Origin of the sequence: Aquimarina latercula DSM 2041 (genome assembly GCF_000430645.1) — a bacterium.
Taxonomy (GTDB): Bacteria; Bacteroidota; Bacteroidia; order Flavobacteriales; family Flavobacteriaceae; genus Aquimarina; species Aquimarina latercula.
Map to the genome: position 1 here is coordinate 1 of NZ_AUMK01000004.1, position 14,532 is coordinate 14,532.

Below are 14,532 nucleotides of genomic sequence, written 5' to 3' on the forward strand. Positions count from 1 at the left end.
CGTTGTGTAGCATTAAAAAATTATGTGTGATTTCGAAAATAGAATAAAATTTTGTTCTTGTGATAAAGAAAGTATAAAGTTTCGAAAACCAAAAAAATTTATAAGAAAGAAAGGGAAGCTAGTCGAGCAGATTAATCCAAAAGACTCTAAAATTCCGTTAGAATACATTTGGACTCTTTTCAAATTTGATGGAGAAAAAGAAATTACGGAAATAGGTCGATATATGATGCCAATAAATGATTTAGGTAATGGATTAAATGCGGAATGGATTGCTTTGAATTTAAACTGTGAAGATTGTTTTGACTTTGAATATACTCCTAGTGAAGGCGATAATTTGAAAATTCATGAAAATGTTATTATGAGTGCTTATCTTTCTTTTATATATAGAAATGGTGAATGGATTATCGATCATCACAGTCCTTGGTCGACAGAAATATCTAAATTAAAAGAGGGAAAGATAAAAACGCTACACAACAAAGTATAAAAAGCATTAAAACGATTTTTATACAAACCGTTAGCAACAATAGAAATATGAAGATTGAATATAAATTAAATGAGGAGGATTTTCTAATTCATCTTTGGTATCAACTGGAGAACCATAAGGACTTCCACAAAGCAAAATTGCAATACTATTTTAGAGTTCCTTCTATAATTATTCTAGTTGGACTTGTATTGTCGTTTGTTTTGAATGACTATTCTTATTTAACAATTTGTTTATTAATATCTCCAGTTTGGTTATTTTTTGCTCCTAAGCTTTATAAAAAAGAAAAGCAGAAGGAAATAGAAATGATTGCTAAAAATCATGTTAGAAAGAGAGACAGTGAGAGTGCTATATTAATTATTAAAGATGATCACATTATAGGCAAAGAGGATTTTTCTGAATCTAAGCACTATAAAACTGAAATCGCTAATCTTACGGAAATCGAAAATTATTACATAATTAATTTAAAAGATCAGGTTAATAAGCTTCTCATTCCTAAAGAGTATATAACCAAACCAAAAGAATTTGTTAATAAATTGACTAATATGGACGTCCAATATATCGACAACTCGCACTGGCGATGGGAAAAATAAAATGTTGCTAACATTATATATGAAATCAGAGCAATTTAGTGCCAAATCAAAAGGTTATTTCATTTTTGCAAAGGCGCTAGATTTTTATAAGTTTAATAAGAAATAAAAATGCGCAGATAGATCGATTGGTTCTGGCTTGTTTGCCTTGCTCCGATTCATATATTTGGCGTTGTACACAATATCATTACGCAAAAACAAGAATGAAAAAACAAAAAAAAGATTCTCATAGGATAGATTTTATTGAAAGTTGGAATTCTATTGAAGAATTTTATAGTTCTTTTGATGGAGATTGGAGTTCAAGAGGTAAAGATGCTTTACGTTTGATTAAACAAATGCGAGATTTAGGGCTAGATGAAAAAATAAGAGCCGGACAGGCATTGACGACTTTAGTATTATCAAGGAATAGAAACCATGGTTTAAACAAGGAACCTCACATACAAATCCATTTTTCTGGAAACAATAAAATGAGTGTCATTTCAAATTTTAATGGAGAAGATATTTTTAATAGTCCAGATATAAGTATTAAACTTGAAGTTAATTATTCTGGATATATTTATGAAATGATTCAAAAGTTACTAGATAAAGAAATAATATTGAATGAATATGAAGAAGAAGACCTTGACACATTTTTTGCTTCTTTAGATAATGATTAACTAAAAGTAGAATTCTAAAAAGTACTGTGTACAACACGGTGTATAAAACATAGCTAATAAGTGCTAAACCGAAAAGTTTATGTTTATTTACAAAGTCCGCCAAATTTTTAATTTGGCTTTTAAAAAGAGAAAAATTAAAAACAAAATATAAAAATTTGGCTCGGTGTTAAATCCAAAATGCAGTATCTTTTTACACGCTACGATTTCACACACAAACCGTTGTAGAGCATATAGAAAAAAGCCTTCTGAAATTTATCTTGTATAAAGAATAAAGTCTTTCTATGGAATATCAAAAACTTGGAAAACATAATAAATCAGTCTTATTATTAATCTTAATACCTTTTATTTTTTGTTCTTGTGCTACAGCATTAAAAATAAAAAAAACCGAGATCCTGAATATTGATAACAATTTTTCTGGAGTGTATCAAAATTCCCCTGAAAAATCAAAAAGTAGTAATCACGTCCGAAACGATAAGTCAGAATTATTATCATTATTTAAACTGTCGCGACCTAATATAGACTCTGTTTCCATAAGCTTTACTGAGGATAACATCCTCCAAATTTCTTTTAAAAATGGCTCTTTAAAAAAAACTGAAAAATTTAAAGGTAAATTTAAAAACAAAGGATATTACGAGTTTTTCTTTAATAAGAAAAATATTCAGATACTACCCTTTATTCCGATTATTTATAGTAATATCTATATAGATAGAATTAGAATTTATCTGACGATAGATGGAGATTTGATTATTGAAAAGTATTGGGATCATAGTGGCAATATATTCATTCTAGGATCTAGTCATAGCGGAAAAATTCAAAATTTCTTTAAAAAGACTTAAAATCTATAGTTTATAGAGATAATTAGACAAAATAAATAACAATACGCTCCACAACATCATATATGAAATCAGAGCAAAATATAGTGCTAGATCAGAAGGTCATTTCCTTTTTGCAATGGCGCTAGATTTTTATAAATTAAACAAGAAATAAAAATGCGCAGATAGATCGATTGGTTTAGGCTTTTTTGCCTTGCTCCGATTCATATATTTGGCGTTACCTGCAAGCTGAAAATGAAAACCGAACGAAAAATAAAAATAGCCGAATCATTCTCGAATAAATATGCTGATACTGAATTGGATATTGACTTATCACAAAAAGAGTTCGAACTTTTAGACAGAGGAATTTTTGCCGGAAGTATGGATGAAAAATGGAATATCTTCATTCATAACGATTCGTTATTCTTTGCAAGAAGTTGGACTAACAATTGTATTTACAAAGCTGATTTAGAAATTAAAAGACGTGGAATAAAACTCAAGAACTTAAAAGTTACAAGAAATACAGATGAATACAAGGGAACAGATTTAAAGTCGGACACAGACCTCTTTAAAAAATTGCTTCAAATGTATTTGGATAGAGAAGATTTATATATTGACGAGAGAGTTAATCTTCCACTAATTAAATTAACGATAGAAAAATATAGTGAAGAGAATAAATTAAAAAAAAGCATTGGTTCTCAAAGTATCGAATTGAATCTACGGATTTATAACTCTTTGATAGAATCAAGTTCCGATTATATAACTGTAAACGGACTTGATGAATTGACTAACAATACTAAAAAATATGACTCGAATTACGAACTGTTAAGTTTGCATATTTCGAATAAAGAAAACCCAAAGGATTCGACAACTTTCTTTTTCAATCAAGAAGGAACAGAATTAGTTGGGAAAATTACAACCGAAAGAAAAGCCAGCAGGTAACACGGTGTATAAAACATAGCTAATAAGTGCTTAATCGAAAGGTTGGCTTTTATTTACGAAAACCGCCAAATTTTTAATTTAGCTTTAAAACTAAAAAATTAAAACAAAATATAAAAAATTGGCTCTGTGCTAAACTCAAAATGTAGTATCTTTTTACACGCTACGTTTCATACACGAACCGTTAGGTGCAATTCCAAAAAACCGATGAAAATACCGAAAATAAAAGGAATAATAGACAGAAGGATTTTAATCAATTATCAAGTTGACAAAGAAGTTCTGGCAAATTACTTACCAAAACCTTTTAAACCTAAATTAGTAAACGGAAAAGGAATTGCTGGAATTTGTCTAATCAGACTAAAAGAAATTCGACCTAAAGGTTTACCAAAACAAATCGGAATATCTTCTGAGAATGGAGCTCACAGAATTGCAGTTGAATGGACTGAAAATGGCATTCAAAAAGAAGGAGTTTATATTCCAAGGAGAGATACTTCTTCTAAACTGAATTCTTTGGCTGGAGGAACCATATTCCCTGGAATTCATCATTTAGCAGATTTCTCAGTAAGTGAAAATAATGGCAATTACGAAGTTGGATTTGTAAGCGATGACAAAACTTCTCTATCGATTAAAGCAAAAGAAACTGACACTTGGAATAACGAAAGCGTGTTTGAAAATCTCCAATGTGTATCTGATTTCTTTGAAGATGGCTCTATTGGATATTCCCCCGACAAAAATGACTACGATGGACTTGAGTTAAAAGCTTATAATTGGAAAATATCGCTTTTAGATGTTGAGGATGTAAAATCAAGCTTTTTTGAGAATGAAAGTATTTTCCCAAAAGGCTCTGTAAAATTTGACAATGCACTTTTGATGAAAGACATTGAACACGAATGGATAGGATTGGACAAAATAAAAACTACACCTAACAAGGTATAAAAAACATAGGGCATTTGTGTTAACTCCAAAGTTCTGTGTCTACTTGCAAAGCCCGCCAAATATAAAATTTGACGTTTTCAATAAAAAAAGATAAAAGCAAAATATTATATTTGGCTTAGTACCAAACCGAAACGTATTGCTTATCACCTGCCCTACGTTTCTTACACGAGACGTTAGCTAACATATACTAATGAATAAATTAAATATATTTCTGCTCCTGGTTCTTACCCTACTTAGTTGTAATGAAGAGTTCGAATCGGCTAATATCTCAAGTGAATTAAGAGGAAAAACTTTTAATATGATCGCGGAATCTGAAAAAGACACTCTAATTATTGATTTTAAAGATTCAACATATTTAATGGTTCAGCATAATGATAAATTACGTCCATATAGAGTTTCCACTTTTAAAAATTCTAATTTCTTGATTCTAGACAATGGAGTAATGGGAATTAAAAAAAATGGAACTGACAGTTATGAAGGATTATTTATTGGTGAAGAAGATCATATAGTTAAAATGATTCGTAGAAAAACAAATTGGACAAAAGAAATGTTATATGGAAAATGGATCCAAGATGAATATAAAAATCAAACGAAAGAAACTGCTCCTCCTCCACCTCCTCTTATAACAAATACAGATTTTGAATGGCCTCCATATTATGAAATCACTGAAGAAAAAATCAAACTTAACTCATTTGAAATTTCAGAATCTGATATAAAAATTAATCACTCAAATGAATTTATCTTGATGGAATTACTCAATCCTATCGACGGACAAGAAAGAAAATGGAGAATAAAAGAATTGACGGATAAAACGATGGTCATTAATAGAATGGTAAGAAGTGGACAAAAGTTTGAATTTATGGATAAATATTCAGGAGATATAAAACTGACAAAAAAACGTTAGCTAACAACATATATGTGATCATAGCAGCTAAGTGATGAATCGAATGGTTGTAGTATTTTTGGTAAGGCGCAATGCTTGCAGAATGAAAAAGTTAGCAACCAATGCGCAGAAATATCGAAAAGCAAGGTAACATTTTGCCCTGCTACGACACATATATTAAACGTTATGGCACATACTCAGAATGTGAAAAGCAATACGCTACGGCGGACAAAAGCCAGACCTGTGACTTGAGTATGTTTTTGATAGTTAGTCCCAAATCGAAAAAAAGCGATGGAAAAACCAATATCGACAAGTGTTTTGAAGTAATAACTTGTTAAAAAAAAATCGCTTTTTACACTGATCAGCATCGGAATTAAAAACAACATTCGGAAAATGAAAGAAAGTGAATTGGAAAAAAAGATAAAAGATCTAATCAAGGATAAAATAATCGTTGAACGAATAAATTTAGAAAAATCAATTTATATCTACAGTAAAGAAAAAGAAGATCAGAAATTTGCTGGTCCTCCTTTATACGTGAATAAGGAAACAGGTGATTACAAGTTCTTATATGTTGCCGATGTAATAAATGATCATCAAGACTTAAAAGATTACTTTGATTCCAATAATGATTGAGAAGAATACATTCAATACTGTTTAATCAAAAAAGATACACGCCATAACAACATATATGTGATCATAGCAGCTAGGTGATGAATCAAATGGTTCGTCTATATTTGGTGAGGCACAATGCTTGCCGAAAGTAAAAGTTAGCAATCAATGCGCAGAAAAATCGAAAAGCAAGGTAACATTTTGCCCTGCTACGACACATATATTAAACGTTATAGCACATTCCAGAAAATCAATTAGATGAAATTATTAAACTTCTTAAAAAATAAAAAGTCGAATAAAAATCGCTTGGAAATTTATGATGGTTCAGGTTTTATTGGATTTGTAAACACTCAATTATATAAGACATTCATTAATGAGGATTGGGAATTGGAAGACGTACTTAAGCGATTTAACGATGAAACGAATAACAAAAATTGTGTTATTTGGAATACTGGAACTCAAAATTTAATGACTATTGATTTACTTGATGAGTTTACGTCCAAATCAGCTTTCAGAGATATTAAAACTCAAGTCAAAGTAACTAATGAATGCCTATATCTTGTTAATTATGATGATTTAACAATGTGTGCCCAATATTCTGATGAAAAATTACCATCTGATATGAATGCGGATTTAAAATTGGAATTAGAAAACGGACTTTACGATATAGAAATAAGACAAATGTTTGACCCTGAAAATTATACATTGGAGAATTACCCTGAACCCTGCTTTGAAATCAAACTAAAGTTGAATGAGTCTGAAATTGATTCGAAGTTTGAAAAAGTAATATGGTGGAACGAATAACGTGCTATAACAACACCTATGCGATAATGCGGTTTTTGGTATAATCGAAATGTCATTACTTATTTGGTTTGTCGCCAAAGTATTAAATTTAGTATTTTAGAAAAAATAAAAACAAAACATAAACTTTGGCTAAGTGCTAGCTCGAAAACCAGTTATTTTCTGCTACCGCACTACGCATAGGCAGAACGTTGTAGGTAATAAAAAAAATGAACGGAAACGATAATTCAAATGGGTACTTTTTTTCTAAAGGAAAATATGGCTATTCTCTTTCAATCTACGATATGGGTGACGAAATAGAATTGATTTCTTGGGATTTAAATGGTAATCTTATCACTTTAGATTCTTTAAATTTAAAAAAAGAACACCTTGATATCGATTATTTTATGGCAAGATACCCTAAGGTAATAAAACATATTGATGAAATAGCCAATGGTCAATTATGGAGTAGTTTAAGTGAAGTTGCATATATAGGCTCTGGAGTTAGTGAAGAATTAGGAAGGAGATTGACTTGGGCTTATGAAAGAAAATTAAGAATAAAACAAGGTCTTTACAATTTTAATAATGATTTAATACCATATTTCATTGAGCAAAATGAAATGAAAGAGAAGGTTGTTAAAAAAGATGTGTTTTCTAATCCTTTAAAATTAATTGGAGGTGTAGATGTTGCATATAATGAAGAGCAACAAAAAATGATTGGTGCAATTGTAGTTCTTGATAGACAAAACTTTGAAATAATAGATAAATCGTATTTTGAAATGGAAATTTCATTTCCTTACGTACCTGGTTTATTTTCATTTAGAGAAGTCCCTTCAATCATTGAAGCATATAATAGATTAAAAATAAAACCAGACATTATAATATGTGATGGTCAAGGTATTGCTCACCCTAAAGGAATTGGAATGGCAACACATTTAGGGATTAAACTAAATATACCAACAATAGGATGTGCTAAAAAAAAATTAATCGGTATTTGGGAAGAGAATAAATTAAATATAGAAAGAGGTAGTTTAACTCCTTTGAAATGGAATAATGAGATTATAGGAAACGTATTAAGAACACAACATAACATAAAACCTCTATATATTAGTATAGGACATAAAATAAGCTTAGAGACAGCTACATCATTAGTTTTAGAGTTATGCCCAGAGTTTCGCTTACCTGAAACAACAAGGAGATCTGACCAAATGGTTAATAAATTAATGAAGGATAGATTATCTAATGAGGAAGAGTAAAAAGACACTACCTACAACAATAGCTATAATTAATATGGGTTTTGGTTCTTAACTCAAAGTTTAGAGCTTTTAACAAAGACCGCCAAATCTTTTGATTTGGCTTCAAAATGAAAAGATAAAACAAAATAAAAAGTTTTGGCTAAGTGCTTAATCGAAAGGACAGTTCCTTTTAATCCCGTACTAACCATAGCCGAGACGTTGTAGCACATTACTCAAAAAAAATATAGAGATTGAAAATATATGGAATAAGTGGACTTGGTGCTGACAAAAGAGTTTTTGATTCTTTATCATTGGAGTTTGAATTTATTCCCATTGATTGGATTGATCCACATAAAAATGAATCTATTGAAAATTACTCTAAGAGGTTAAGTGTTGTAATAGATACTAAAAATGATTTCTGTTTAATTGGAGTTAGTTTCGGAGGATTAATAGCAAGTGAAATAAGTAAGATTCTCAATCCTAAAACAACAATTCTGATTTCTTCAGCTCATACAAAAAATGAATTAAGAACAATATTCAGGTGGTTTGGAAAAACGAAATTGATAAAACTGATGCCTACTTCTCTATTCGACCCTCCAAGGTTAATTGCTAAATATTTATTTGGAGCAAAAAACACCAAATTACTTAATGATATTTTGGATGATACTGACCTGTTGTTTGCTAAATGGGCTGTTAATGAATTGACAAACTGGAAAAATATAACTCAATTAAAAAATGTCCTAAAAATAAATGGAACGAAAGACAAATTGATTCCACCTAAAGGAAATACTAAAATGGAATTAATTGAAAATGGAGGGCACTTTATGATTGTGGATAAAGCTGATGAAATAAGTGAAATAATAAACAATCAAATAAAACGTGCTACAACAAGGTATAAAAAAACATAGGGCTTTTGTGCTTAACCAAAAGGCCTGTGATTCTTTGCAAAGTCGCCAAATATAAAATTTGGCATTTTCAACAAAAAAGATAAAAGCAAAATATTATATTTGGCTCAGTACCAAACCGAAACGTATCGCTTATAAACTGCCCTACGTTTCTTATACTGAACGTTGTAGCACATTTGAAAAAACGAATAAAAAGCATAATTCCTATTCTGATTTTAATAATATTCACTTCTTGTGACCCTGGAGTTGTGAACAAATATGTTGTTGAAAACAGAACTGAATCTGAATTGAAAATTGATTCGAAACTGAAATTCGAAAATAGAAGTATAACCGAAAAAGATTCTGTAAAGAACGTTGAAATAAATCCTACGACAGAATTAATAATTGCGGAATATGGAGAAATAGGAAATGCTCACGATAAAGGAATTGATTTTCTAAATGGAATAGATACCATAATTGTAAAAATGGACAATCGAACTTTGAGAAAAAACATAAATGACCGAAAAAACTGGAAATATAGAGTATTGAAAAATGGACTTTTATCAATGGACGAAGTAGAATACAAACTGATATTAACAGAAAAAGATTTTGAATAAAAAACGTGCTACAACAATGTATAAAAAACATAGGGCGGTTTAGGCTTAACTTAAAAGCCTGTGTTTATTAACAAAGTCGCCAAATATAAAATTTGGCATTTTCAACAAAAAAAAAGCAAAATATTATATTTGACTTAGTACCAACCCGAAACGTATCGCTTATCACTTGCCCTACGTTTCTTATACTTAACGTTAGCATACATTCTCAAAATGGAATTCCAAATAGATAAATTTAAAGGAAAAGTAGACGAACCTATACGGAAAAAGATTACCTTTTTCAAAGTGAGTGGAGAAAAAAAAGGTTCCGAATTTATACCTATGATTTTTTGGTTGATAACCTCTGACAAGAAATGTAATCGGTTTTTTATGGATGCTTGGATGCTACATTGGACAGAATACACTCAAAAAGAAATGGAGGAGTTAATAAAGGAAGATTTTGAGGAATCTGATACATACAGAATTATTGATTTGATGTTAGATTATAATTTAGCCGATAAGCTGATTCGGAATGTTGAAGTGGACTATTTGAAAGAAACTGAATCGTTAACTGGAAAACTATGGATTGAAATTGAAGGCAGTGAAATAATAGAGTTGTTAGATTTTGGAGACGAAAAAGAACAAGAACTGAAAATAAACGATTTAAAAATTGGACTTTAAAAGAATTAGAATATTTTTTGGATTTTGGTTAATTTGTCTAATTATGACATTAATAGAATCACAAATAATTTACTCCTCAAGTCACTATAAAACGAGAGTATCTATTCAATATGCAGAATTCAACTCATTTATAACAATTGGATGGCTATGGTTTACCCCTATCCTATTACTAATAATTGACAAAATATATGTAAAGAGATTATTTAGAATTTTAATACTATTGACACCTCTATTAATATCGTCAATATATTATACAATACTCTGGAAAAACCAAACGACAGAAATTGATTTTAGGCTTTTTGCCGGATTTTATTATAGATATCCATACTGCTTTGATTTGATTCTTGCTGTATTTTTATCAACAATAATTGAGGTTGCTCTAGTCGAAGTAAAAGCAAAAAAACGTATGCTAACAACACCTATGCGGTAATGCGAGATTTTGGTTTAATCGAAAGACCGTTGTCTATTTGGTTTGTCGCCAAAGATTTAAATTTAGTATTTTAGAAAATATAAAAACAAAACATAAACTTTGGCTAAGTGCTAGCTTGGAAAACAGTGATTTTCTGCTTCCGCACTACGCATAGCTAAACGTTAGCCTTCACCCCTAAAAAGAAGTTGATGGAATTGAAAAAAATAAAAAAATTACATAATATAAAAGAAAGTGATTTTGTTAGTTTTGATGAAGATATAAAAAAAATAGAAACTAAATTAGGGATTGAATTCCCCGAAATTTTATACGATTTTTATAGAACAATAGGTGTGAATTCGAGTATATTCAGATGGGTTCTAAGTTGCTTAAATATCAACAATTATGGATATTTAGAAATTAATACTGATGCTCAAACTGGTGATAAATGGGCTATTAATGTTAATGAAAACAACAGCTTACTTTTCAAACCATATAAAGAAAAATGGGTGAAAGTAAACTATTCAGTAGAAGATTTCTTAATAAATGAAATTCATATAACTTCATGTTTTTCTTTGGAGTTTTCTGCGAAAGGAGAATATACTCAACAAGAATTCATCAGAAAAATAAGTGATGGTTTTTTTCGCAAGATTGAAATTGAACCTATTGATTTGGATATCGCAAACATATATAACCTAAAGATGAGTTTCTACGAAACTTGCATAAATGATATCATAGGAATCAATGGAAATTCTGTGTATTACGCATCTAACAATAAGTCTGACTTTGAAAAGATTACATCGTCATTTGGAAAAAAATGGCACGTAATGGGTTTCGGATATTTGAATGAATAAAAAGGCGAAAGGCTAACACTATATATGTGATCATAGCAGCTAGGTGATCAATCGAAAGGTTCGTGTATATTTGGTAAGGCGCAATGATTGCAGAAAGTAAAAGTTAGCAACCAATGCGCAGAAATATCGAAAAGCAAGGTAACATTTTGCCCTGCTACGACACATATATTAACCGTTATAAGCAACAAGATTAATTATTGATGGCAAAACAAGTTTTATACATACTACTTCTTTTGATTTCATACTCATATGCCCAAAAACCTGAGAAAAGTGAACTAATTGGTACATGGGAACTAATAGAAGAGATATCAGATAAGCCAAAAATAAATATTGGCCAATTGGAGATTAATGAAACGGAAGAGGAACGGAGGAAGACGGATAGTATTCAAAAAGTTATAGAGAAACGAAAACTTGAAGATCCGAGGATTACTAAATGGCATTATGTGATTGAAAAAAAATATCTTTATGAATATCGCTTTGAATATGGTTCGAAATTTAGATCTAAAATCATCAATAATTCTATATATAAGTTTGACAAACCTTTTTACGAAATAATATCCTTAAATAAAGACACTCTTAAACTTAAAGAATATAGTAGTAAAATAGTAAGAGTACTCAAAAAAGTAGATGTTAATCTAGATGATTTCGAAATTTTATCTGAGCAATAAAAATTAGAAAAAAGCTTATAACATTATATATGAAATCAGAGCAATTTAGTGTTCGATCGAAGGGTTATTCCTTTTTGCAATGGCGCTAGATTTTTATAAATTTAATAAGAAATAAAAATGCGCAGATAGATCGATTAGTTCAGGCTTTTTTGCCTTGCTCCGATTCATATCTTTGGCGTTGTGCTTAATGGGAAAAATGAAACTATCGGAATATAATATCAACACTTTAATGCTTTTTCTTCAACAAAAAATTGAGGAAAATGCAGAATACGTAGCTGACGAATTGGAAAAAGGAAACTCTACTGATTTTTTGACTTATCCACCAAATGGAGGTTTAACTGAAATGGAAAAATCTTCTCTGGAAAAATTAAAAAATGACCCGATTTTAAAAGGTGCATTGAGAAAAATTTTAGCGGATAACTCTGCTGGAGTTTTATTTGAACTACTAAATATTATTGACGGAACTTCCGACCCAGATGAAAATCTTGGAAAATGGACTGAAATTAGTTTTGTGGATAAAACGGATGAGTTAGCTGAAAATGCTGAAATGCTCCACGATGAATTGTTTTCTAAATATTGGGACTGGAAAAAAATCAGACCGAATAAAAATTGGAAATTGGACAATTACGATGAATAAAAACACTAAGCACAACAATGGCTATAGTTAATACAGTTTGTACATAACCCAAAGTTTAGAGCTTTAAATCAAGTCCGCCAAATCTTTTGATTTGGCTTTAAAATGAAAAAGATAAAACAAAATAAAAAAATTTGGCTAAGTGCTTAATCGAAAGTTCACTACTTTTAATTCCCGTACTAACCATAGCCGAGACGTTGTAGTGCATTTAAGAAACACCTGAACTATCAAGAAGAATCACTGGAAAAGCTGATAATTATCATAGGAGAAAGTGTAGTCCAATTATAATTTTGAGGAAAACATAAAACAATGGAAATTCTAAAATTAACGGAAAAAAATATCCAAGATGAACATATTTGTTGTGCAATAAGCGACAAAAAATGTGCGGACGGATACCAAAAGAAAAAGGATTGGCTAAAAACAGAGTTTAAAAATGGATACAATTTTCAAAAAATAGATGTTCGTGGAAAAGTGTTTATTGAATATGTGCCGATTGAAACTTCTTGGCTTCCTCTTTTTGGAAAAAACTTTATGGTAATTAACTGTTTTTGGGTTTCGGGACAATTTAAAGGTCACGGAAACGGGAAAAAACTACTTCAACAATGTATTAAAGACACAAAAGAAAAAGGAATGGACGGGATTGTTGCAATTTCGAGCGACAAAAAAAGACCTTTTATGACTGACCCGAAATTTCTTAAATATCAAGGATTTGAGATTATTGATGAAGCACCGCCTTTTTTTAAATTATGGGGAATTAAGACAAATCCGAAAGCTGAATTTCCGAAAATAATGGAATCTGCGAAATCGGGAACTTGTCCTGACAAAAAAGGAATTACAGCATATTATTCAAATACTTGTCCTTTTACAGACTTTTACACAAATCAAATCCTTCGAGAATATGCAGAAAGAAAGAAAATTCCATTGACAATAAATCATATTTCGAGTAAAGAAGACGGACAGAAAATGCCGATTCCTTGGATCATTAATAGTGTTTTCTACAAAGGAGAATTAGTGAGTTTAGAAATGAAAGTTGAAAAACATTTAGAGAAACTAATTGGATAAAAAACGCACTACAACAGTTTGTATATTGCATCTGCCGCCTTCGGCAGGCAGACACAACATACAAGAAACGTTACAGCACATTCAATAATATACCTACATCCATAATCAAAAAAGAAGTGAAATTTTATAATTTGAAAATATACTTTTTTGCTATTATAGTTAATATTATTCCATCTTTAATATTGTTTATTAACAAGGAATGTTCAGGAGATAGCTGTATGGTAAAATTATTTGGCTTAGCATATATCTTATTAAGTATTTTTTCATACTTACCTTTATTATTTATAGCTAGAGAAAAATTCAAAACAAAAATTGAAACTGAAAGAGTATTATTTTTTATACCAACAATGATTTCTATATTAATATTATTATATACCAGTGTAACTTTTCATGGTTTAGGAGTTGTGATACCATCTATAGTATTAATCCCAAATTTCATATTACAAGTAATTCTATACATAAATTACATAAAGAAGCTAAAAGCAACGTCTGACATCACTCAGACGAAAAAATGACGGATTTGCGGAAGTTTAACTGGAATCTGAAAGAAAACCTAAGATTGAGGAATGAAACGCAATCAAAACGTGCGGCGAACAGTACTCGGACGGCTAAATGAAGTGTTTTTACGGAGAATTAACGGAAATTAAACGTGATATTTAAGGAGTATAACTCAGAAAAACAGTACGTGCTGTAACACTATATATGTGATCATAGCAGCTAAGTGATGAATCGAAAGGTTGTTGTATTTTTGATAAGGCGCAATGCTTGCTGAGAGGAAAAGTTAGCAACCAATGCGCAGAAAAATCGAAAAGCAAGGTAACATTTTGCT

At 30.3% G+C, this 14,532-nt stretch carries 17 protein-coding genes; all 17 read left to right on the forward strand.

What is annotated here, in order from left to right; translation table 11 throughout:
- Positions 1-22 precede the first annotated feature (22 nt).
- The 17 genes from H526_RS0103905 to H526_RS0103995 all read left to right on the forward strand — a co-directional run bounded on the left by H526_RS0103905 (position 23) and on the right by H526_RS0103995 (position 13,703).
- Positions 23-484 carry a hypothetical protein gene (locus tag H526_RS0103905; protein WP_027391786.1) on the forward strand — a complete coding sequence of 154 codons (462 nt, stop codon included), beginning with the start codon at positions 23-25 and terminating at the stop codon, positions 482-484.
- A 47-nt stretch (positions 485-531) separates the two neighbouring features.
- Complete coding sequence (locus H526_RS0103910; RefSeq protein ID WP_027391787.1) at positions 532-1,074, forward strand: hypothetical protein; 543 nt, start codon at positions 532-534, stop codon at positions 1,072-1,074.
- A gap of 200 nt (positions 1,075-1,274) precedes the next feature.
- Positions 1,275-1,727, forward strand: a complete 453-nt coding sequence (locus H526_RS0103915) for a hypothetical protein (protein WP_027391788.1) — start codon at positions 1,275-1,277, stop codon at positions 1,725-1,727.
- Positions 1,728-2,008: 281 nt separating this feature from the next.
- Positions 2,009-2,563 (forward strand): hypothetical protein, encoded by a 555-nt coding sequence (locus H526_RS0103920; protein WP_027391789.1) that lies wholly within the window; start codon positions 2,009-2,011, stop codon positions 2,561-2,563.
- 231 nt (positions 2,564-2,794) lie between these two features.
- Entirely contained in the window at positions 2,795-3,481 is a 687-nt protein-coding gene (locus H526_RS28225; RefSeq protein ID WP_035084452.1) for a hypothetical protein, read from the forward strand.
- 204 nt (positions 3,482-3,685) lie between these two features.
- The gene (locus H526_RS0103930) at positions 3,686-4,414 is read left to right on the forward strand and encodes a DUF2071 domain-containing protein (protein WP_027391790.1); all 729 of its coding nucleotides are present in this window, start codon (positions 3,686-3,688) and stop codon (positions 4,412-4,414) included.
- Between the two features lie 190 nt (positions 4,415-4,604).
- Positions 4,605-5,318 (forward strand): hypothetical protein, encoded by a 714-nt coding sequence (locus H526_RS0103935; protein WP_027391791.1) that lies wholly within the window; start codon positions 4,605-4,607, stop codon positions 5,316-5,318.
- Positions 5,319-5,690: 372 nt separating this feature from the next.
- Positions 5,691-5,930 (forward strand): hypothetical protein, encoded by a 240-nt coding sequence (locus tag H526_RS0103940; protein WP_027391792.1) that lies wholly within the window; start codon positions 5,691-5,693, stop codon positions 5,928-5,930.
- 234 nt (positions 5,931-6,164) lie between these two features.
- Positions 6,165-6,710 carry a hypothetical protein gene (locus H526_RS0103945; RefSeq protein ID WP_027391793.1) on the forward strand — a complete coding sequence of 182 codons (546 nt, stop codon included), beginning with the start codon at positions 6,165-6,167 and terminating at the stop codon, positions 6,708-6,710.
- A gap of 206 nt (positions 6,711-6,916) precedes the next feature.
- Complete coding sequence (nfi, locus tag H526_RS32200; RefSeq protein ID WP_211237822.1) at positions 6,917-7,942, forward strand: deoxyribonuclease V; 1,026 nt, start codon at positions 6,917-6,919, stop codon at positions 7,940-7,942.
- Between the two features lie 230 nt (positions 7,943-8,172).
- A complete protein-coding gene (locus tag H526_RS0103960; protein WP_027391795.1) occupies positions 8,173-8,829 on the forward strand; it encodes an alpha/beta fold hydrolase in 657 nt (218 codons plus the stop codon).
- A 173-nt stretch (positions 8,830-9,002) separates the two neighbouring features.
- Positions 9,003-9,422 (forward strand): hypothetical protein, encoded by a 420-nt coding sequence (locus tag H526_RS0103965; protein WP_155839611.1) that lies wholly within the window; start codon positions 9,003-9,005, stop codon positions 9,420-9,422.
- Positions 9,423-9,632: 210 nt separating this feature from the next.
- On the forward strand, positions 9,633-10,079 hold the full coding sequence (locus H526_RS0103970) for a hypothetical protein (protein WP_027391797.1): 447 nt from the start codon (positions 9,633-9,635) through the stop codon (positions 10,077-10,079).
- 618 nt (positions 10,080-10,697) lie between these two features.
- Positions 10,698-11,339, forward strand: coding sequence for a hypothetical protein (locus tag H526_RS0103980; protein ID WP_027391799.1), 642 nt, complete (start codon positions 10,698-10,700; stop codon positions 11,337-11,339).
- A gap of 200 nt (positions 11,340-11,539) precedes the next feature.
- Positions 11,540-12,007: a hypothetical protein gene (locus H526_RS0103985; RefSeq protein WP_027391800.1), complete on the forward strand. Its 468-nt coding sequence runs from the start codon at positions 11,540-11,542 to the stop codon at positions 12,005-12,007.
- 196 nt (positions 12,008-12,203) lie between these two features.
- Positions 12,204-12,644, forward strand: coding sequence for a hypothetical protein (locus tag H526_RS0103990; protein WP_155839612.1), 441 nt, complete (start codon positions 12,204-12,206; stop codon positions 12,642-12,644).
- A 306-nt stretch (positions 12,645-12,950) separates the two neighbouring features.
- Entirely contained in the window at positions 12,951-13,703 is a 753-nt protein-coding gene (locus tag H526_RS0103995) for a GNAT family N-acetyltransferase (RefSeq protein ID WP_027391802.1), read from the forward strand.
- Positions 13,704-14,532: the final 829 nt, after the last annotated feature.

Bases quoted from the DNA above. Each gene is read 5' to 3' on its own strand.
- H526_RS0103945 (WP_027391793.1), top strand. From the start codon at position 6,165: ATGAAATTATTAAACTTCTTAAAAAATAAAAAGTCGAATAAAAATCGC.
- nfi (WP_211237822.1), top strand. From the start codon at position 6,917: ATGAACGGAAACGATAATTCAAATGGGTACTTTTTTTCTAAAGGAAAA.
- H526_RS28225 (WP_035084452.1), top strand. From the start codon at position 2,795: ATGAAAACCGAACGAAAAATAAAAATAGCCGAATCATTCTCGAATAAA.
- H526_RS0103990 (WP_155839612.1), top strand. From the start codon at position 12,204: ATGAAACTATCGGAATATAATATCAACACTTTAATGCTTTTTCTTCAA.
- H526_RS0103940 (WP_027391792.1), top strand. From the start codon at position 5,691: ATGAAAGAAAGTGAATTGGAAAAAAAGATAAAAGATCTAATCAAGGAT.
- H526_RS0103995 (WP_027391802.1), top strand. From the start codon at position 12,951: ATGGAAATTCTAAAATTAACGGAAAAAAATATCCAAGATGAACATATT.
- H526_RS0103920 (WP_027391789.1), top strand. From the start codon at position 2,009: ATGGAATATCAAAAACTTGGAAAACATAATAAATCAGTCTTATTATTA.
- H526_RS0103910 (WP_027391787.1), top strand. From the start codon at position 532: ATGAAGATTGAATATAAATTAAATGAGGAGGATTTTCTAATTCATCTT.
- H526_RS0103985 (WP_027391800.1), top strand. From the start codon at position 11,540: ATGGCAAAACAAGTTTTATACATACTACTTCTTTTGATTTCATACTCA.
- H526_RS0103930 (WP_027391790.1), top strand. From the start codon at position 3,686: ATGAAAATACCGAAAATAAAAGGAATAATAGACAGAAGGATTTTAATC.
- H526_RS0103935 (WP_027391791.1), top strand. From the start codon at position 4,605: ATGAATAAATTAAATATATTTCTGCTCCTGGTTCTTACCCTACTTAGT.
- H526_RS0103970 (WP_027391797.1), top strand. From the start codon at position 9,633: ATGGAATTCCAAATAGATAAATTTAAAGGAAAAGTAGACGAACCTATA.
- H526_RS0103905 (WP_027391786.1), top strand. From the start codon at position 23: ATGTGTGATTTCGAAAATAGAATAAAATTTTGTTCTTGTGATAAAGAA.
- H526_RS0103980 (WP_027391799.1), top strand. From the start codon at position 10,698: ATGGAATTGAAAAAAATAAAAAAATTACATAATATAAAAGAAAGTGAT.
- H526_RS0103915 (WP_027391788.1), top strand. From the start codon at position 1,275: ATGAAAAAACAAAAAAAAGATTCTCATAGGATAGATTTTATTGAAAGT.